Origin of the sequence: Dactylosporangium sp. NPDC005572 (assembly GCF_040605515.1) — a bacterium.
Lineage (GTDB): Bacteria > Actinomycetota > Actinomycetes > Mycobacteriales > Micromonosporaceae > Dactylosporangium.
The window spans coordinates 1-17,936 of record NZ_JBEXCY010000230.1; the positions used below are offsets into that span (position 1 = coordinate 1).

The following is a 17,936-nucleotide window of genomic DNA, read 5'->3' on the forward strand; positions in this document are numbered from 1 at the left end:
TACGCGAGCCGGCGGGGGGACCAACGGGCGCTGGGAGCCGAGATCGTCCAGGCGCCGGGACGAGGCGCGGCGCGAGGGCGACGCGCCCTCACCGCCCGCGCGCCGATGGTCCCGAAAATATCCGAAAAAAGGGGACAAGTCCGGGACCGCAACTCCAAGATCGCGCAGGCCAGGGAGGGTGCGCGGGCGGTGCGGGCCTGCTGGGCACGGAGGGCGTGCTGGGCAGGGAGGGCGTTCGGGCGGTGAGGGCGTTCGGGCGGGGAGCGCCCTAGCCGACGGCGCGGGCCGCGGCGGCGCGGTCGGGGGGCAGGCCCTCGCCGCCGGCGGCGCGGGTCGCCAGCACCGTGCGGAACCGGGGATTCGGCATCAGCGGCGCCAGCTCCACGAATCGGTCGAGGTCGGCGACCGAGCCGGTCGACCGGGCACGGTACGCCGCCGCGGCCGCGCGCACCGTCACCTCCGCCGCCGGGGCGAGCGCCTCGCCCCGGCCCGCGAACCCGGCCGCCGCGGCGAAGTCGCCCTCCTCGGCGGCCAGGTTGGCCAGCTCCAGCAGTACCGACCAGTTGCCCGGGTCGAGCAGGAGCGCCCGCTCGAACGCGGCGGTGGCCGCCCGCCGGTCGCCGCGGGCCCGGTGGGTGCCGGCCCGCACGACCTCGGTCAGCACCACGCGACCGGCCGCGTCGGCCCGGTCGCACAGCGCGAGCGACTCGCCGGGCAGCCCGCACTCGCGCAGCAGGACCGCCATCCGGGCCATCGCCTCGGGCAGCGGCTCACGCGCCGTCACCGCGTCGATCGCGGCGAACCACGGCGCCAGCCGCTCCCGCATGTCGTCGCCGTCCAGCTCGTGGCCGAAGTCGAGCAGGCACATCGTGGCGTCGGCGAGGGCCGGGGCTCCCACGGTACCGAGGAATCGACCGCTGCCGAACCACGGCGCGGCGGCCCAGGCCACGTACGGGCTCTGCCCGGTCAGGGCGCCCATCGCGAGCGCGGCGCGGTCCATGTCGCCGTCGAGGTAGAGCAGGTAGGCGTCGGCGAGCAGGGTCGGCAGCGTGTCCGGCCGGGCCACCAGCCGGGCGATCTCGGCCGGATGCTGCTCGCGCAGCTCGGCGATCCGCGCATACGGCTCCGGGTCGTGCGGGGCCTGCGCGACGGCCGCCGCGAGGTACCGCAACGCCTCGGCCGGCGACCCTCCGCAATGCGCCATCACCTTCGCCAGCGACATGCGTACATGATCTCGCAACCGACCGGCCGGCAACAGTACGCGTTAGCGTGGACGCGTGAGCCGTACCGCCGTGATGGTCTGCCAGGGCCGTGCCGCGGCCGACGGGCGCCTCGCCCCCGGCCGCTTCGCCGACCCGACCGCGATGGCCCTGCTCGACGAGGCCGACCGCGAGCCGGTCCGCCAGGTCCGCGACGAGGCTCCGCCGGGCCCGTGGAAGCAGCGCGTCGACTACGAGACCGTGCGGGCGAGCGCCGAGCTGATCGTCCCGCGCACGGTGGCCATCGACGACGCGGTCCGCGCGCACCCGGCACCGCAGCTGGTCATCCTGGGCGCCGGGCTGGACGGCCGGGCCTGGCGCATGCCGGAGCTCGCCGGCACCGCGGTCTTCGAGGTCGACCGCCCCGACACCCAGCGTGACAAGCGCTCGCGCGCGGCGGCGCTGGCGGGCCGGCCGCCGGTGTACGTCCCGGTCGACTTCGCCGACGACCGCCTGCGCGAGGCGCTGCCGGCCGCCGGCCACGACGCCGCCGCCCCCACGACCTGGATCTGGGAGGGCGTCATCGCGTACCTCACCGAGGCGCAGGTGCGTGCCACCCTGGCCGACGTGGCCGACCGGTCGGCGCCGGGCACCCGCCTGATCGTCAACTACCAGGTCCCGGCGGTGTCGACGGGCGTGGGCCGGCTGCTGGCCCGCCTGCTGGTGGCGTCGACGGGCCGCCGCAGCGTCTGGGCCCGCGAGCCGTGGCGCTCGACCTGGACCCCGGCGGCGATGACGGCCCTGCTCGCCGAGCACGGCTTCACGGTGGCCGCCGACGAGGACCACCTGACCACGGCCCGCGCGCTCGGCACCCCCACCCGCCACACCCGCTCGCTGCGGCACGGCCGGGTCGCCGTCGCCGACCGGATCTCAGGGTAGGTTCCCAGGTTTTCCCCCGACGCCGGCCGGGCCCGGCCGCACCACACTGGAGGCATGAACCGCATCCTCCGCGTCGTCGGCGCCGCCCTGGCCGGCACCGTCAACGCCACCGACGAGGCCGTCCCGCCCGCCGACCCGCGCGAGGTGCGCGCGCTGCTGGCCGAGGTGGGGCTGTTGCGCCCGGCGGCGTTCGACGCCCAGGTGGGCCAGGCACTGCGCCGCTTCCAGGCCCGCGCCGGCCTCCCGGTCGACGGCGTGGCCGGCCCGGGCACGGTCCACGCCCTGACCCGCTACGCCCGCGAGGCCCGCAACCTGCGCGCCCTCGGCGTGGCGGCGTGACCGCCGGCCCCCGCGGCCCGTGTGATCGGGAAGTCGCAGGTCCGGTGCGTAAACCGTGCGGGGCTCCTGAGTTGTTGTTAGGTTGATGAGTATCGACGATCCGGAGAGGCCCGTTGCGGGCCGTGCGCAGGTGCCTGGCCAACGGCCAGGGGCCGGCGAGCCGTTTCAGCAGGACAGTGCCGTCAGGCCGGTTGCCGCTCGGGCCTCGGTGCCCGTCTCGCCGCCGCCACGCAGCGCGGCCGGGAGAGCGTCCGTCGGGGGTGCCGTCGGGGGTGCCGTCGGGGGTGCCGTCGGGGGTGCCGTCGGGGGTGCCGCCGGGCGGGCCAGTGTCGGACCGCCGGCCAGTGCCGCCGGGCGGGGTGGCCGTGACGACGAGCCGCCGGCGAGCGGCCCCGCCGCGAAGGGGCGCAAGAAGCGGCGGCGGAACATCGTCATCGCCTCCATCGCCGCGTTCATCATGATCGCGGGGATCGGGCTGGTCGCCGGGACGTACTACTTCGACACCGTCGCGCTGCCCGAGAACATCAGCATGGAGCAGTCGACGACGATCTACTACGCCGACGGGACCACGCCGATGGCGCGCATCGGCGACAAGAACCGCACGGTCGTCACGATCGACCAGATCCCCGACCACGTGCAGAAGGCCGTCGTCGCCGCCGAGGACAACACGTTCTACACCAACGACGGCGTCGACTACAAAGGCGTGCTGCGGGCGGCCTGGAACAACGTCACCGGCGGTGACCGGCAGGGTGCGTCGACGATCAGCCAGCAGTACGCGCGCCAATGGGCCGAGCTCGAAGGGGTCACGTACGCCCGGAAGCTGCGTGAGGCGGTCATCGCGCTCAAGCTCAACCAGCAGTACGAAAAACCCAAGATCCTCGAGATGTACCTCAACATCGTCTACTTCGGCCGCGGCGCGTACGGCATCCAGGCGGCGGCGCAGGCCTACTTCAGCAAGCCCGCGAAGGACCTGACGGTCGCCGAGGGCGTCGTGCTCGCCGGGATGATCAAGAGCCCCGACGGCGGTGGCGGCAAGGGCAGCCCGTTCGACCCGACCGTGGACGCCAAGCAGGCGCACGAGCGGTTCGACTACATCAAGCGCCAGATGGTCGAGCTCAAGTTCGTGTCCGCCGCCGACGCCGAGACGGTCCTCGCCTACCCGCAGAAGGTCAACACCGCCGCCGAGACCCGGGCCCAGGCCGCCGCGACCACCGGCAGCATGGACAAGCCCGAAGGCCTGATCGTGCACCACGTGCTGGGCGAGGTCGCCGCGCTCACCGACGCCCGGACGGGCCGGCTGCTGTACGAGGGCGAGGACCCCGACGGCAAGAAGAACTTCGACCAGATCCGCAACGGCGGCCTGAAGATCGTCACGACGATCGACCAGCGGATCCAGCAGATCGCGGTGCGCGAGGCGAGCCGCAACAAGGAATCCAACATGCACGAGCAGCCGCCGAACCTGCAGGCCGCGCTCGTCGCGGTCGAGCCGGGCACCGGCGCGGTCAAGGCCTACTACGGCGGCGACAGCGGCAACGGCAGCGACTACTCCGGCTACTACCGCGACCCGGTGCTCGGCGACGGCGCCCCGTCGTGCTGCATCGGCCACCCGCCCGGCTCGACGTTCAAGGTGTACACCCTGGCCACCGGCCTCATCGCCGGCTACACGAGCGACTCGTACTGGAACGGCGAGTCCCCGCAGGAGTTCCCCAAGAGCGGCCGCCTCAAGGACAACCCGGTGCGCAACGCCGGCGAGGGCACCTCGCCCGACTGCGAGTCCGGCTCGGGCAAGTGGTGCACCCTCGAAGAGGTCACCGTGAAGTCGCTCAACGTCCCGTTCTTCGCCCTGTCCGAGCTGGTCGGCCGGGACAAGGTGATCGACACGGCCCGCGCGGCCGGCATCACCGAGATGTGGGCGACCGTCGACGGCAACTCGAAGCGGATCGACCTGACCAAGGTCGACGGCGCGGCGGCCGCCAAGGACTACTTCTCCAACGAGGTCGCCTTCGGTCAGTACCCGATCACCGTCCTCGACCACGCCGGCGGCATCGCCACCTTCGCCGCCCGCGGCGCGGCCGCGAAGACCCACTTCCTCAAGGAGGTGTGGACCGGCGGCAAGAAGACCTACGGCGAGGTCATCAAGCCGACCCGCGTCCCGGGCTTCACGGTGGAGATGTCCGACAACCTCAACTCGGTACTGCAGGGCGTCCCCGAGCACTACGGCCTGACCATGTCCGGCAAACGGAAGGTGGCCGGCAAGACCGGCACCTGGCAGCTGCGCGACACCAAGGACAACGCGCACGCGTGGATGGTCGGCTACAGCGCGTACGACCCGGGCAAGAAGTCGGTCGGCCTCGCCGCCGCCGTCTGGGTCGGCAACCAGAAGGACGAGCAGAAGCTCATCAAGAAGGGCGGCGCCCCGATCATCGGCGGCAACCTGCCCGGCCCGATCTGGCGCGACTTCCTCGACGGCGCGCTGACGGCGGTGAATATGCCGATCGTCGCCTTCCCGCCGAAGCGCGACACCGGCGACAAGGACATCGGCACGGGCATCTCGCCCCAGGCCAGCGGCCCGCCGCCGGTCCCGTCGACCGACCCGAGCCAGCCCGGCCCGAGCCGGAGCCCGGACAAGCCCGGCCCGAGCAAGAGCCCGGCCACCAGCCCGAGCCCGAAGCCGTCGATGAGCCGCCGCAACTGAGGTCGCCGCAGCTGAGGCACCGAAGCCGGCCGCCGCAGTTCGGCTGCAATTCGGCGGCCATACCGTGCCCGGCATGGAGCTGACCAGGGTAGGGCTGGCGGGCGCGGGCTTCGCGCTCGCCGCCCTGTGGGGCGCGTTCGGCACGGCCGTGACCGGCGGCCCCACCGCGTTCCGTCCCGGCCGGGATCATCGCGGCCTGGGCCGTGCTCAACGTCCGCGACCGCCGCCGCACCGGGGTCGCGCCGTAGCCTCAGTCGTCGAACTCGAAGCCCTCGGCCTCGGCCGCGCGGACCAGGTCGCGGACCCGGCCGGCGTCGGTGGCGACGGCGGCCAGCGCGGCGCCGAGCTCCTTCAGGGCGGCCCGGTCCGAGCCGTACGCGCAGAACATCCCGCCCTCCGGGTCGTACCCGAACCGCCCGTCGAGGCCGGGCCGGTCGTGGGCGACCAGGTACCGGGCGACGCCCTCCCAGAAGTACCCGTTCGCCTCGTGCCCGAGCTCCTCCACGACGCCGTCGACGTCGGTCGTGCCCGCGTTGAGCAGCAGCGAGTACTTGCCCGGGGCGGTCTCGATCAGCTTGAGTGGATGCATCGGCGTAGCGTACGACGCGTGCGCACGCGCGGCGTGCGGAGGCCCGGGCCCGGCTGAAAACCCGTTGCCCGGCCCGCCGGCCGTCCCTACCGTGGAGGACACACCGAACGGAAGGGAGACAGGCAGTGATTATCGCGATCGCGATCTGGGCCGGCCCGTCCTCCCGCAATCCGGGGTGGCGCGGCCAGCGGTAGCACCGCTGGCATCATCCGCGCCGCCCTCCCAGGACCGGGACCGGGCGGCGTTCTCGTCTCCACCCCCATGTCGTCGTAGCTCAGCAGGTCAGAGCACCGCCCTGATAAGGCGGAGGCCGGTGGTTCGACCCCACCCGGCGACACGCGATCCGGCGTCGCCCAATGGCAGGGCACCGCACTGTTAATGCGCACAGGTGAAGGTTCGAGTCCTTCCGCCGGAGCAGTACCGCACGGAGGAGCCGGCCCGGCTTCGGAAGCGCCGCTGGAAACGGCGCGGGCTCGATGAGTCCCGTGGGTTCGAATCCCACCTCCTCCGCTTTTTGAGGTGAGGTCAGGCCCGCCGCCTCCCGCCACGCTTGGTGCCGTGACGGCGATCATCCGCTCCCGGCCGGCGCCGGCCCGACCCAGATCCCGCATGGTGCCGCTGATGGGGCCCGCGATCGTCGCGTCCATCGCGTACGTCGATCCCGGCAACGTCGCCACGAACCTCGCGGCCGGGGCCACCTCCGGCTACCTGCTCCTCTGGGTCGTCGTCGCCGCCAGCGCCGTGGCCATGCTCGTGCAGTTCCAGGCGGCCAAGCTCGGCACCGCCACCGGGCGCAGCCTGCCCGAGCTGTGCCGGGAACGCTTCCCCCGCTGGGGCAACCGGCTGCTGTGGCTGCAGGCCGAGTTGGTGGTGCTGGCCACCGACCTGGCCGAGTTCGTCGGCGCCGCGATCGGCCTGCAGCTGCTGTTCGGGATGCCGGTCGCGTTGTCGGCGCTCGTCACCGCCGGGCTGTCGCTGTTGCTGCTGGAGCTGCGCCGGCGCGGCCGGACCCGCCGGTTCGAGCTGGCCACGGCCGCCGCGCTGGTGCTCATCGGCGCCGGGATCGCCTACGACCTGGTCGCCGTCGGCCACCAGTCGGCCGCCGGTATGGCCGGTGGCCTGGTGCCGCGGCTCAACGGCACCGAATCCGTCCTCATCGCCCTGGGCATCGTCGGCGCGACCGTCATGCCGCACGCGATCTACCTCCACTCGTCCCTCGCGCAGCAGCCGGGCCGCTCCGCCGCCGTCGCCCGCCGCCGGCCCCGGCTCGTCCGCACCGCGCTGCGGCTGGACTGCGGGATCGCCCTCGGTACCGCCGCCCTCATCAACGTCGCGATGATCGCCCTCGGCGCGGGCCTCGGCTCGCTCACCGGCGGCACGTGGACCGGCGACCTGCACGCGGCGCACGCCGAGCTGGCCGCGCGGGTCGGCGGTGCGGCGGCCCTCGCGTTCGCGGTGGCACTACTGACGTCGGGTGTGTCGTCGTCGGGCATCGGGACCCTCGCGGGCGACGTCATCATGCAGGGCTTCCTGGGCCGGGGGATCCCGGTGTACTGCAGGCGCCTGCTGACCATGGCGCCCGCCGTGCTGGCCCTGCTCCTCGGCGCGCCGCTCAGCACGCTGCTCGTCGTCAGCCAGATCGTCATCTCGCTCGGCATCCCCGTGGCGCTGTTCCTGCTGGTCCACTTCTGCCGCGACGTCGCCCTCATGGGGCGGCTCGTCAACGCGGTCGCGACCACGCGGATCGCGGTCGGCGCCAGCCTCGTCGTGGCCCTCGTCGGGCTGTCCCTGCCGCTGCTGTTCCTGGCATGAACCGCGTCCGCGTCAAGCTCGGCGGGTTCGCGGTGGCCGCGCTGGCCTCCGCCGCGGCCGGGGCGCCGCCCGTCACCACGCTGTCGCTGCTGTTCGCCTGTGCCGCCATCCCCGCCGCCGTGGCCGCCGAAGGTGGCCGCGCCCAGCTCCGAGCCCTGTTCCCGACCGTACGAAAGGACCACCGCGATGAACACTGACCTGCCCCAGCCGCAGCGCGGCCGGAAGGGCGGCACCGACACCGGGCCGCGCAACGTCGAGCTCGACCGGCAGAACCCGGACCTGCTCGTGCCGCCGGCCGAGGACTCCGGCACCATCCCGAACCTGAAGTTCTCGATGTCGATGGCCCACACCCGCATCGAGGACGGCGGCTGGACCCGCGAGGTCACCCAGCGCGAGCTGCCGGTGGCGACCCAGCTGGCCGGGGTCGACATGAAGCTCAACCCCGGCGCGTACCGGGAGCTGCACTGGCACAAGCAGTCCGAGTGGGCCTACGTCCTGCGCGGTAGCTGCCGCATCGGCGCCGTCGACCAGGAGGGCCGCAACTTCCTGGAGGACGTCGAGCAGGGCGACCTGTGGTTCTTCCCGAAGGGCGTGCCGCACCACATCCAGGCCCTCGGCGAGGGCGTCGAGTTCCTGCTGGTCTTCGACGACGGCATGTTCTCCGAGAACTCCACGTTCATGATCAGCGACTACTTCGCGCACACGCCCCGCAGTGTCATCGCGAAGAACTTCGGCTGGCGCCAGGAGCAGCTCGCCGACCTGCCGGAGCGCGAGAAGTACATCTTCAGCGGCCAGGTCCCGCCGCCGCTGGAGTCCGACGCGGTCGTCAGCCCCACCGGCGACGTTCCCCGCACGTTCAAGCACCGCATGCTCGCCCAGGCCCCGGAGCGCTTCGACGGCGGCCAGGCCCGCGTCACCGACTCGAAGAACTTCGCCGCCTCGGACACGATCAGCGCCGCCCTCGTCGAGATCGACCCCGGCGGCCTGCGCGAGCTGCACTGGCACCCGACGAACGACGAGTGGCAGTACTGGATCTCCGGCCAGGGCCGGATGGGCGTCTTCGCCAGCTCGGGCGTCAACCGCACGTTCAACTACCAGGCGGGCGACGTGGGCTACGTGCCGTTCGCGTACGGCCACTACGTGGAGAACACCGGCACCGAGCCGCTGGTGTTCCTGGAGATGTTCCGCAGCCCCCGCTTCGAGGACATCTCCCTGAGCCAGTGGATGGCGAACACCCCGTCCCAGGTCAGCGCCGACACCCTGAACCTCTCCCGCTCGATGATCGACGCCCTCCCGCACTCGAAGCAGCGCATCATGGCCTGACCTTCACCACCGCGGCCGGGCGACACGAAATCCCGTTGCCCGGCCGCGGTTTCCGGGCCTAGTTTGGACGTCACCGGCAACGACGAGCGAGACCCAGGGAGGACGGCCATGACCCGGCGAATGCCCAGCGGCACGTCCGCCACGACCTGGGCCGGCCCGACGGCCCGCTAGCCGACCCGCCGCCGCGGCCTCGGCTGCCCCACGCAGGTGGAGCGTTGGCTGCTCGACCGCCCCTCATACCGGCGGAATGCCCGGATCGACACCGGGACCTGCGACCGTCGTACCTCGCGCCGTGGCGCGCCCGGTGGATTGCGGCGCCACTGTCCAGCCCGGTCGGCTGAACCGTACCGGCTGATCAGGTGCTTCAATGTGCCGGTGATGTTGCCCGACCCCCACCGCTCGCGGGCGGTGCTGGTCGGCTCGGGAGCGTACACCGAGTTGGAACCGCTGCCGGCCGTCCCCGCCAATCTACGGGCCCTTCAGGAGCTGCTCACCGACCCGCGGGTGTGGGGGCTGCCGCCCGAGCACTGCCGGGTGATCGATGACCCAGCATCGACGGACGTCATTCGCGATGCGCTGCACGAGGCGTGCCGGGACGCGTCGGACGGGCTGGTGTTCTACTACGCCGGCCACGGCGTGGTGGAGCCGGACGGTCTCGACCTCTACCTCACCACCCCACGGACCAGCCGGGACCCGATCCACGCGGCGGTGCGGTACGAGGACGTGCGCCGCCTGATCGCCGCATCCCTGTGCCGCTCGAAGGTGGTGCTGCTGGACTGCTGCTACAGCGGCCTGGCCCTGGCCGGCGCGATGGGCGACGCGACCCGCATCGCCGACCGGGTGAGCATCGACGCGAGCTACGTCATGACCGCGACCGCGGAGACCCGCCTGGCCCTGGCCCCGCCCGGCGAGGAGCACACGGCGTTCACCGGTGAGCTGGTCGACGTCCTGCGCAACGGCCTGCCCAACAGTGCCGAGCTGCTGGACATGGACGGCATCTACTGGCAGCTGGTCCGCAACCTGACCGACAAGCAACGTCCGACCCCGCAGGCCCGGGCCCGCAACCGCGGCCACACCATCGCCATCGCCCGCAACCGCGGCCGCCTTCCGGGCGCACCGGCCGCGGCCGCCGACCAGGATCCCCCGGCCGCGCCGTCCGAGGCGGCGGTGGCGGCCGTGACCGCCGCGCCGCCGAGCGTGCCCCAGCCGCCGGACAGCGATCTGCGGCTCACCCCGGCGCAGTTCCTCGAGCGGCTGGACCGGCTGCGGCAGGACGCCCGGGCGGGTGAGGCGGACGCGCTCGTCGCCGGCGGCGGCACCCACCGTCCGACCCAGGAGGTCGCCGCGATCACCGGCGCGCTGCGGGCGGCCGGTCAGCAGGAGGACGCCGGGGCCGTGCTGGCTGCGGCGGCCCGGCGGCCGCCGACCGAGATCGCCGAGCTGGCCGCCGACCTCGACGAGCTCGGGGTGGACGGGGCCACGGCCGAGCTGGCCCGGCTGGCCGGCGCCAACGACTCGACCCACGTCGTCGTACTGTCGACGCTGCTGCCCGAACCAGCCCGCGCGGTCCTGCTCGACGGCGCGGCCCGCGCCCGGATCGGCCGGCCCGACGAGCTGATCGCGCTGATCGCGGCGCTGCACACGTCCGACCTGCGGCCGGCGGTCGACGGCTTCGTCGCCGACCTGGCCACGACGATCCCACCGGCCGACGCCCTCGCGCTCGCGGACGCGCTGCGCGACGCGCACCACGACGGTCCGGCGTTCCCGCTGTACGCGGCGGCGGGCGAGGCGCTGCTGGCCCGGCCACCGGCCGACGTCGTCGAGATCGTGGCCACCATGCACCGGGCCGGGCGCGACGACGAGGCCCGGTCCCTGCTGGACCTGCTGCTCCCGTGGGCCAACCGGGCCCGGTCGGCGCACCGGCTGCTGCAGGCGCTGTGGGCCGCCGACCTCACCGCCGACGCGGTCCACGCGGTGACCCGGCTCGCCCGCCTGCTGCCCGATGAGGAGGTCGTGCGACTCGCCGACGAGCTGCGGTTCGACCGCCGGCCGGCGGAGGCCTTGGAGCTGCTGCACGCGTCGGCGACGTCGGCCGAGCGGATCGTCACGGCGATCGCCCACCTCCAGACCGCGGGCCGCCCGATCGACGCCCGCCGGCTGCTGGACCGGCTGGCCCCCGGACTGTCCGGCGCCGACCTCGCCGCCGTGGCTCGCGGACTCGCCAAGACGGTGTCCGAGGATCTGGCGGTCCGGGCGCTGGCCCCCGCGGCCGACCTCGATCCGTGGGATCTGGCGGCTCTGCTCGACGCCCTCTCGGAGCCTGCGGACGAGGAGCCCGGCCACCTGTACGAGCACGTCGAGGCCGCCGTGCTGGGCCAGGCCCGCCCGGACCGGCTGACCCGGGCGATGATCGCGTTGCTCGGCCGGTACAACCTCGTGGTCACCGACCGGCTGCTGCGGGCCGACTTCCCGGACGTGTACGGCAGCCCGGGCGGAGACTCCGCGGCCTTCGTCCGGCCGGGGGTCGCACCGGTCCTGGCGCGTCGGCTCGTCGCGTTCGCCCTGGTGACGGCGACGCCCGAGGCCGACCGGCTCGTCGAGGCGTACCTGCTGCCCGGTGCCGGTCGCGGCGAGCACCTCGCCGACGAGTTGGTCGGCGCGGGCACCGACGTGGCCGTGCGCTTCGCGTCCCGGCTCGGATCCGCACCGCGCCTCGACATCGCGCGGAGCGTCGTGCGCCGCATGCTGGCGCACCCGGAACCGGACGTCAGGGCGGTCGCGGATCTCACCGGCCGGCTGAACCTGGAAGGCCTGACGCGGGCGGTCGCCACCGAGGCGGCGCCGCGCGACCTGTACCGGCTGCTGCGTCACTGGTCCGGCACGCCGGACGGCCGGACCCTCGCCGGCCGCGTCGCGAGCCATGCCCTGGCGGCCAACGGGACGGTCGAACCCGGCCGGGCCACGGCAGTGGCGTTGTGGATCACCAGAGACGCCCCGGACCAGCGCGGGCGCATCACGTGGCTGACGCCCTTCGCCACGTCGACCGGCGCGATCGCGGCGCTCGCCTGCATCGAGGGCAGACTGCCCGGAGGGGCGCCACCCGTCGTCCACGAGGCCGTGCGGGACCGGCTCGGGGTGTTCGCGGACGAGGCGTTGCTGCGGGCCTGGTCGCTCGGTCTGGACGGCGGTGTGCTCGCCTTCACCGACCGGGCGGTCAGGTTCTCCGGCCGTGAGCCGGTTGGCGTGCTGCCGTACCAGACACTCCGCAGGTACCGGTTCACCGGCGACGAGGACGGAAACCTCGGCATCGAGGCGGTGCACGGGAGCGCCGAGCCGGCGTGGAACCTCGATACGTTCGCCGGCCTGCCCGACCAGTCCGGCCCCCTCGACCCCTGGGAGGCGACGCCGGACGATCTCGCCGACGTGCTGCGCGCGATCGGCGAGGTCGTCGAGCACTTCGGGGCGGCGGGTCAGTCGTCCGTCGACGGGCGGACCACCTCGATCTCGAAGGCGTAGCGGTCTCCCCGGTACGTCGAGATGGCGTGCTCCACCGGGCGGTCGCGCTGGTCGTACGTCGTGCGCTCCACCAGCAGGGCCGGGCTGAACGGCGGGACCTCCAGCTGCGCCGCCGTGTCCTGGTCCAGGACCGTTGCCCGGATCGACTGCTCCGCGCGGACCAGGCGGATGTGGTAGCGGTCGCGGAGCAGGTCGTAGAGGGAGCCGTCCAGGGGCTGGTCCAGCAGGCCCGGGACCGACAGGTACGAGTGCTCGACGCACATCGGGACGCCGTCGGCCGTTCGGACGCGCTCCAGGTGGACCACCTCCTGCGACGGGCTCAGGCCCAGGGAGAAGCCCACCGCGGCGCCGGCCGGGACCGACTCGGCGATGCACAGCCGTGAGCCGGGCTGCAGGCCGCGGCGGCGCATGTCGTCGCTGAAGCTGGTCAGCTCGATGCTCTTGGTGATGGGCGGGCGGGCCACGAACGTGCCGGCGCCGCGCACCCGGTAGACCAGCCGTTCGTTCTCCAGTCGTTCCAGGGCCTGCCGGACCGTCATCCGGCTGACGCCGAACTCCTGGGCCAGGTCGCGTTCGGTCGGCAGCCGCTCGTGCGGGGCGAGCTCGCGCTCGATCAGGGTCTGCAGGTGGCTGCGGAGGAGCTCGTGCTTCGTGGCGGTCATGAACCAAAACTCCAGGCCGATTGGTCTACACCAAAACGATACTAGCGCCAGGAGAGTAGCAGAGCTACGCTCCCGTCATCGCTAATTGGGCTAGACCAAATTTGATCATCAGCAGGAGGTCTGCACATGAGACGACGGTTCCTCGGAGCCCTCGCCGCGGGCGCGCTGGTCGCGGCGCTCGGGGCGTGCGGCGGGGGAGATGAGGCAAGCGGTGGCAAGACCGAGGTGGTCTTCTCGTACCTCTGGGCCGGCGAGGAAGCCGCCGCCCTCGAGAAGATCGTCGCGGACTTCAACGCCAGCCAGGACAAGATCACGGTCAAGGGCGTGTCCAGCCCCGACTTCCAGAAGCAGCTCACCTCGATGTCCGGCGCGCAGGGCAGCTTCGACATCTCCGACCACTTCGGCAGCGGCGTCGGCGCCTGGGCGAGCAAGGGCATCCTGACCCCGCTCGACGACTTCATCAAGGCCGACGGCTACGACACCAAGGACTTCCCGGCCGCGGCGATGTCCCAGATGGTGTACCAGGGCAAGACGTACTCGATGCCGATCGCCCTGCACACGCAGATGCTGCTGTACAACAAGAAGCTCTACGCCGAGGCCGGCCTCGCCGGGCCGCCCAAGACCACCGAGGAGTGGGCGGAGCAGATCGCCAAGCTCACCAAGCGCGGCGCCGACGGCACGATCACGCAGCTCGGCTACGCCAACGCCGAGATCAACACGAGCTTCACGACGCTCGGCTTCATGTTCGGCGGCTCGTGGGACGACCAGTCCGGCGCGGCGACCCCGGCCAACCCGGGCAACGTCGCCGGCCTCAACTTCTACACCGACAACATCCCCGGCAAGTACGGCGTCGAGCAGGTCCGCAAGTTCACCTCCGGCTTCGGTGAGTACGCCTCCGCGCAGAACGCGTTCTACACCGGCAAGGCGGCGACGATCATCGACGGCGAGTGGCAGCCGGTGTCCATCAAGAAGTTCGCGCCCACCCTCGAGTGGGGCGTGGCGCCGCTGCCGTACCCGTCGGCCCAGCCGAACCTGACCGGCACCACCCAGGTCACCACCAGCACGCTGTTCATCCCGCGCAACGCCAAGCACCCGAAAGAGGCGTGGGAGTTCATGAAGTACCTCCTGGCCAAGGACGCGATGACGAAGTTCAGCCTGGCGCTGGGCAACCTCCCGGCCCGTACCTCACTGGTCGACGACCCGCAGTACAAGGCGCTGCCCCAGTTCGACGCGTGGCTCGGCGCGCTCAAGAGCGCCAACGCCAGGTCCCTGGCCAGCTCCCCGTGGGCCGCGCAGTACAGCAGCGACCTCGCGCTGGCGTTCGACGACATCGCCCAGCAGCGCAAGGCCCCGAACGACGGACTCGCCGGCGTGGCGCAGAAGGCAAAGTCCTATGCCCCGTAGGTCCCAGACCTCGCGACGCCAGCTCCGGCTGGGGCTGGCGTTCGCGAGTCCGTGGCTGATCGGCTTCGTCGCGCTGGTCCTCGGGCCGATCGCCGCGTCGGGGTACTACAGCTTCACCGACTTCAACCTGTTCCAGTCGCCGACCTTCGTCGGCGTCGACAACTACACGGCCATGCTCGACGACGACCGCTTCGCCACGGCGCTGTTCAACACGCTGTACCTCACCGTGGTCGGCGTGCCGCTCGCCCTGCTGCTGTCGCTCGGCTTCGCGCTCGCGCTCAACTCGCGGGTGCGCGGGCTCCCGCTGTACCGCGCGATCGTCTATCTGCCGACCATCATCCCCATCGTCGTGAGCGTCTATGTCTGGCGATGGCTGCTCAACGCGCAGTACGGCTACCTGAACCGGATCCTCGGTTTCCTGCACCTGCCGCAGCCGAGCTGGCTGGAGGACCCGGCGTTCACCAAGCCCGCGGTCGTGCTCATCGGGCTGTGGATGGTCGGCGGCACTACCGTCATCTTCCTCGCCGCGCTCAAGGACGTGCCCCGGGAGACCTTCGAGGCCGCGCTCGTCGACGGGGCCGGCCCCTGGCAGCGCTTCCGCGCCGTCACCTGGCCGGCGATCAGCCCGGTCACGCTGTTCCAGCTCATCGTCGGGCTCATCACCAGCCTGCAGCTGTTCACCCAGCCGTACCTGCTCGCGCAGACCCGGCTCAACGCCGCCGCCGGCGGGCCCGACGACTCGCTGCTGACCTACGGGATGTACGTGTACCAGAACGCGTTCGTGTTCCTGAAGATGGGCTACGCCTCGGCCCTCGCCTGGGTGCTGTTCCTCATCACCGTCGCGATCACCGCGGTACTGATGCTCAGCTCGCGCAAGTGGGTCCACTATGGTCAGTAAGGCGCGCTACCCCCTGGTGTGGGCGATCGCCCTCGGGATGCTCTTCCCGTTCGTCGTCATGCTGACCACGGCGCTGAAGCCGCCCGGCGAGGTCTTCACCCTGCCCCCGCGGCTGCTGCCCGAGCAGTGGGAGTTCGGCAACTTCCGGGCCGCGCTGGAGGCCATGCCCTTCTGGCGGTACCTCGGCAACACGCTGCTCGTCTCGAGCCTGTGCGTGGTGGGGAGCCTGGTGTCGTGCCCGCTGGTCGCGTACTCCCTTGCGAAGCTGCGCTGGCCCGGGCGCAACCTGGTGCTGGCGCTCATCCTCGGCTCGATGATGCTGCCGCCGCAGGTGACGCTCGTCCCGCTGTACCTGCTGTGGAACAAGCTCGGCCTGGTCGGCACGTACTTCCCGCTCATCGTGCCGAGCTTCCTCGGTACACCATTCCTCATCTTCATGCTCCGCCAGTTCCTCGTCGGGGTGCCCGACGCGCTGCTCGACGCCGCCCGGCTCGACGGCGCCTCGGAGTTCCGGGTGTACTGGCGGATCGTGCTGCCGCTCGCGCGCCCGGCACTGGCGACGGTGGCGGTCTTCCAGTTCGTGTGGACCTGGACCGACTTCCTCAACCCGCTCATCTACCTCAGCGACACCAGCCAGTACACGCTCTCGGTCGGGCTCTACGCCTTCTTCTCCGAGCACGGCGTCGACTGGGGTCCGCTGATGGCGGCCAGCGTCATGTTCACCCTCCCCGCGCTCATCATCTTCCTGCTCGGGCAGCGGTACTTCGTCGAGGGCATCGCAACACAGGGAATCAAGTAAATGAAAGGATCCTCCATGCCGTACAAGGCGATCACCGGCACCTTCCTCGACGAGATCACCGTCGACATCCCGTCGCAGAACTGGGGCGAGCGGGAGTGGGCCCGGGAGTTCGACACGTTCGTCGAGGCCGGCATCGACACCGTCGTGCTCATCCGGCTCGGCCTCGGCGAGCGCCTGGCCTGCCCGAGCAAGGCGGTGTCCGACCGGCTCGCCACGCTGCCGGTCTACACCGACCTGGTGCGGCTGTTCCTCGACCTCGCCGCCGAGCGGGACATCGCCTTCTACCTCGGCCTCTACGACTCCCACTACCACTGGTACCGCTACGACTGGAAGACCGAGGTCGACGTCAACCTCGCCGTCATCGACGAGATGTGGGAGCGCTACGGCGGCTCGCCGGCCCTGCGCGGCTGGTACCTGCCGCACGAGACGACCGACTCCAGCCTGCGCATCCTCGACATCAACACCACGCTCGCGGCCCGGCTGCGCGAGGTCAGCGACCTGCCGGTGCTCGTCTCGCCGTTCTTCCACGGGCGCGCCGACATGGCCATGAGCGTCGACCCCCGGCAGCGCCCGCGCTCACCCGAGGAGCACGTGCGGATCTGGGAGGAGATCTTCCAGCGGTACTCCGGGCTCGTCGACTACTGCGCGTTCCAGGACGGCACCGTGGAGCTGGCCCGCTCGGCGGAGTACTTCGCCGCCACGGCGGAGCTGGCCACCCGGTACGGGATCACGTCGTGGGCCAACATCGAGACGTTCGACCGGGACATGCCGATCCGGTTCCCTCCCACCGACTGGCGCAAGCTCGCCCACAAGCTCGACGCGGTCCAGCCGTACGTCGACAAGGTCATCAGCTTCGAGTTCTCCCACTTCCTGAGCCCCAACTCGGTCTGGCCGGCGGCCCGCAACCTCTACGACCGCTACACCGAGTTCGTGTCGACCCGGACCGCCCAGTGAGCCCGGTGCTCGAGGCGATCGCCGGCGGGCTGGTCGTCTCCTGCCAGGCGCCGCACGGCCATCCGCTGCGGTCGCCGGCCGTCATCGCCCGGCTCGCCGAGTGCGCCGCGCTCGGCGGCGCCGCCGCGGTGCGGGTCAACGACCCCGACGACGTCCGCGCCGTGAAGGACGCCGTCGGCCTGCCGGTCATCGCGCTGCACAAGGTCCGCGCGGCCGACCGCGACCTCATCACCCCGCGCTGGGACCTGGCCGCGGCCCTCGCCGCCGCCGGGGCGGACGTGATCGCGGTCGAGGCGACCGGCCGGGGCGACGTGCCGGTCGCGTCCTTCGTCGCCCGCATCCAGGCCGAGCTCGGCCTGCCGGTGATGGCCGACGTGGCCACGTTCGAGCAGGGCGCCGCCGCCTGGTCGGCCGGGGCGGAGCTGGTCGCGTCGACGCTGTCGGGGTACACGGCGGACAGTCCACAGCAGACGGAGCCGGACCTCGACCTGGTCGCGGCGCTCGCCGCGGTCGGCATCCGCACGGTCGCCGAGGGCCGGCTCGGCACCCCGGACCACGTGCGCACCGCGTTCGCCTCGGGGGCGTACGCGGTCGTCGTCGGCACCGCCATCACCGACCCGGTCGCGCTGACCCGCGGCCTGGCCGCCGCCACGCCGCGCTCCGCCTCGGCGCTGGGCCGGCCCCGATGACGGCCGACGCTTCGTCGGGTGGCGCCTCGTCGGGTGGCGCTCCGGCCGGCCGGCGCGGGGCGATCCGGCTGCGGACCGGCAAGGCGCTGCGGACCGACCGCCAGGAGGTCGCGGTCCG

The 17,936-nt window shown here is 72.4% G+C and carries 15 protein-coding genes and 3 tRNA genes; 15 read left to right on the forward strand and 3 right to left on the reverse strand.

What is annotated here, in order from left to right; translation table 11 throughout:
* Nucleotides 1–268 precede the first annotated feature (268 nt).
* Nucleotides 269–1,222, reverse strand: coding sequence for a hypothetical protein (locus ABZS66_RS52440; protein WP_354770870.1), 954 nt, complete (start codon nucleotides 1,220–1,222; stop codon nucleotides 269–271).
* Between the two features lie 55 nt (nucleotides 1,223–1,277).
* On the opposite strand from ABZS66_RS52440, the gene ABZS66_RS52445 reads away from it, so the two are divergent.
* The 3 genes from ABZS66_RS52445 (at nucleotide 1,278) to ABZS66_RS52455 (ending at nucleotide 5,172) form a co-directional block, all read left to right on the forward strand.
* On the forward strand, nucleotides 1,278–2,138 hold the full coding sequence (locus tag ABZS66_RS52445; RefSeq protein ID WP_354770872.1) for a class I SAM-dependent methyltransferase: 861 nt from the start codon (nucleotides 1,278–1,280) through the stop codon (nucleotides 2,136–2,138).
* Nucleotides 2,139–2,192: 54 nt separating this feature from the next.
* Nucleotides 2,193–2,477, forward strand: a complete 285-nt coding sequence (locus ABZS66_RS52450) for a peptidoglycan-binding domain-containing protein (protein WP_354770874.1) — start codon at nucleotides 2,193–2,195, stop codon at nucleotides 2,475–2,477.
* A gap of 208 nt (nucleotides 2,478–2,685) precedes the next feature.
* A complete protein-coding gene (locus tag ABZS66_RS52455; RefSeq protein WP_354770876.1) occupies nucleotides 2,686–5,172 on the forward strand; it encodes a transglycosylase domain-containing protein in 2,487 nt (828 codons plus the stop codon).
* Nucleotides 5,173–5,422: 250 nt separating this feature from the next.
* Here the strand turns inward: ABZS66_RS52455 and ABZS66_RS52460 are convergent, their stop codons facing one another.
* Nucleotides 5,423–5,761 (reverse strand): Imm51 family immunity protein, encoded by a 339-nt coding sequence (locus tag ABZS66_RS52460; protein WP_354770878.1) that lies wholly within the window; start codon nucleotides 5,759–5,761, stop codon nucleotides 5,423–5,425.
* 263 nt (nucleotides 5,762–6,024) lie between these two features.
* On the opposite strand from ABZS66_RS52460, the gene ABZS66_RS52465 reads away from it, so the two are divergent.
* From ABZS66_RS52465 to ABZS66_RS52495, 7 genes are all read left to right on the forward strand, one after another.
* Nucleotides 6,025–6,098, forward strand: a tRNA-Ile gene (locus tag ABZS66_RS52465).
* Nucleotides 6,099–6,103: 5 nt separating this feature from the next.
* Nucleotides 6,104–6,176, forward strand: a tRNA-Asn gene (locus ABZS66_RS52470).
* Nucleotides 6,177–6,187: 11 nt separating this feature from the next.
* A tRNA-Ser gene (locus ABZS66_RS52475) sits at nucleotides 6,188–6,271 on the forward strand.
* 111 nt (nucleotides 6,272–6,382) lie between these two features.
* Complete coding sequence (locus tag ABZS66_RS52480) at nucleotides 6,383–7,573, forward strand: Nramp family divalent metal transporter (RefSeq protein WP_354770880.1); 1,191 nt, start codon at nucleotides 6,383–6,385, stop codon at nucleotides 7,571–7,573.
* Nucleotides 7,570–7,770 carry a hypothetical protein gene (locus tag ABZS66_RS52485; RefSeq protein ID WP_354770882.1) on the forward strand — a complete coding sequence of 67 codons (201 nt, stop codon included), beginning with the start codon at nucleotides 7,570–7,572 and terminating at the stop codon, nucleotides 7,768–7,770. The genes ABZS66_RS52480 and ABZS66_RS52485 overlap by 4 nt, the downstream gene beginning before the upstream one ends.
* Nucleotides 7,760–8,896, forward strand: coding sequence for an oxalate decarboxylase family bicupin (locus ABZS66_RS52490; protein ID WP_354770884.1), 1,137 nt, complete (start codon nucleotides 7,760–7,762; stop codon nucleotides 8,894–8,896). The genes ABZS66_RS52485 and ABZS66_RS52490 overlap by 11 nt, the downstream gene beginning before the upstream one ends.
* Nucleotides 8,897–9,274: 378 nt before the next feature.
* Nucleotides 9,275–12,412, forward strand: a complete 3,138-nt coding sequence (locus tag ABZS66_RS52495; protein WP_354770886.1) for a caspase family protein — start codon at nucleotides 9,275–9,277, stop codon at nucleotides 12,410–12,412.
* Here the strand turns inward: ABZS66_RS52495 and ABZS66_RS52500 are convergent.
* Nucleotides 12,367–13,074: a GntR family transcriptional regulator gene (locus ABZS66_RS52500; RefSeq protein WP_354770888.1), complete on the reverse strand. Its 708-nt coding sequence runs from the start codon at nucleotides 13,072–13,074 to the stop codon at nucleotides 12,367–12,369. The two genes, ABZS66_RS52495 and ABZS66_RS52500, sit on opposite strands and share 46 nt — an antisense overlap.
* A 126-nt stretch (nucleotides 13,075–13,200) precedes the next feature.
* On the opposite strand from ABZS66_RS52500, the gene ABZS66_RS52505 reads away from it, so the two are divergent.
* From ABZS66_RS52505 to ABZS66_RS52525, 5 genes are read left to right on the forward strand one after another with little or no spacing between them, the layout of a single operon-like run.
* A complete protein-coding gene (locus tag ABZS66_RS52505; protein ID WP_354770890.1) occupies nucleotides 13,201–14,478 on the forward strand; it encodes an ABC transporter substrate-binding protein in 1,278 nt (425 codons plus the stop codon).
* Nucleotides 14,468–15,376, forward strand: a complete 909-nt coding sequence (locus ABZS66_RS52510) for a sugar ABC transporter permease (RefSeq protein WP_354770892.1) — start codon at nucleotides 14,468–14,470, stop codon at nucleotides 15,374–15,376. The genes ABZS66_RS52505 and ABZS66_RS52510 overlap by 11 nt, the downstream gene beginning before the upstream one ends.
* The gene (locus ABZS66_RS52515; protein ID WP_354770894.1) at nucleotides 15,366–16,175 is read left to right on the forward strand and encodes a carbohydrate ABC transporter permease; all 810 of its coding nucleotides are present in this window, start codon (nucleotides 15,366–15,368) and stop codon (nucleotides 16,173–16,175) included. Before ABZS66_RS52510 ends, ABZS66_RS52515 begins: the two co-directional genes overlap by 11 nt.
* A 15-nt stretch (nucleotides 16,176–16,190) precedes the next feature.
* A complete protein-coding gene (locus ABZS66_RS52520; RefSeq protein WP_354770896.1) occupies nucleotides 16,191–17,129 on the forward strand; it encodes a DUF4434 domain-containing protein in 939 nt (312 codons plus the stop codon).
* Complete coding sequence (locus tag ABZS66_RS52525; protein ID WP_354770898.1) at nucleotides 17,126–17,818, forward strand: putative N-acetylmannosamine-6-phosphate 2-epimerase; 693 nt, start codon at nucleotides 17,126–17,128, stop codon at nucleotides 17,816–17,818. The genes ABZS66_RS52520 and ABZS66_RS52525 overlap by 4 nt, the downstream gene beginning before the upstream one ends.
* Nucleotides 17,819–17,936 lie beyond the last annotated feature (118 nt).

Coding starts and splice junctions, on each gene's coding strand:
- ABZS66_RS52480 (WP_354770880.1), top strand. CDS start 6,383: ATGGGGCCCGCGATCGTCGCGTCCATCGCGTACGTCGATCCCGGCAAC.
- ABZS66_RS52495 (WP_354770886.1), top strand. CDS start 9,275: ATGTTGCCCGACCCCCACCGCTCGCGGGCGGTGCTGGTCGGCTCGGGA.
- ABZS66_RS52490 (WP_354770884.1), top strand. CDS start 7,760: ATGAACACTGACCTGCCCCAGCCGCAGCGCGGCCGGAAGGGCGGCACC.
- ABZS66_RS52440 (WP_354770870.1), bottom strand. CDS start 1,222: ATGTCGCTGGCGAAGGTGATGGCGCATTGCGGAGGGTCGCCGGCCGAG.
- ABZS66_RS52450 (WP_354770874.1), top strand. CDS start 2,193: ATGAACCGCATCCTCCGCGTCGTCGGCGCCGCCCTGGCCGGCACCGTC.
- ABZS66_RS52505 (WP_354770890.1), top strand. CDS start 13,201: ATGAGACGACGGTTCCTCGGAGCCCTCGCCGCGGGCGCGCTGGTCGCG.
- ABZS66_RS52510 (WP_354770892.1), top strand. CDS start 14,468: ATGCCCCGTAGGTCCCAGACCTCGCGACGCCAGCTCCGGCTGGGGCTG.
- ABZS66_RS52500 (WP_354770888.1), bottom strand. CDS start 13,074: ATGACCGCCACGAAGCACGAGCTCCTCCGCAGCCACCTGCAGACCCTG.
- ABZS66_RS52515 (WP_354770894.1), top strand. CDS start 15,366: ATGGTCAGTAAGGCGCGCTACCCCCTGGTGTGGGCGATCGCCCTCGGG.
- ABZS66_RS52520 (WP_354770896.1), top strand. CDS start 16,191: ATGCCGTACAAGGCGATCACCGGCACCTTCCTCGACGAGATCACCGTC.
- ABZS66_RS52485 (WP_354770882.1), top strand. CDS start 7,570: ATGAACCGCGTCCGCGTCAAGCTCGGCGGGTTCGCGGTGGCCGCGCTG.
- ABZS66_RS52460 (WP_354770878.1), bottom strand. CDS start 5,761: ATGCATCCACTCAAGCTGATCGAGACCGCCCCGGGCAAGTACTCGCTG.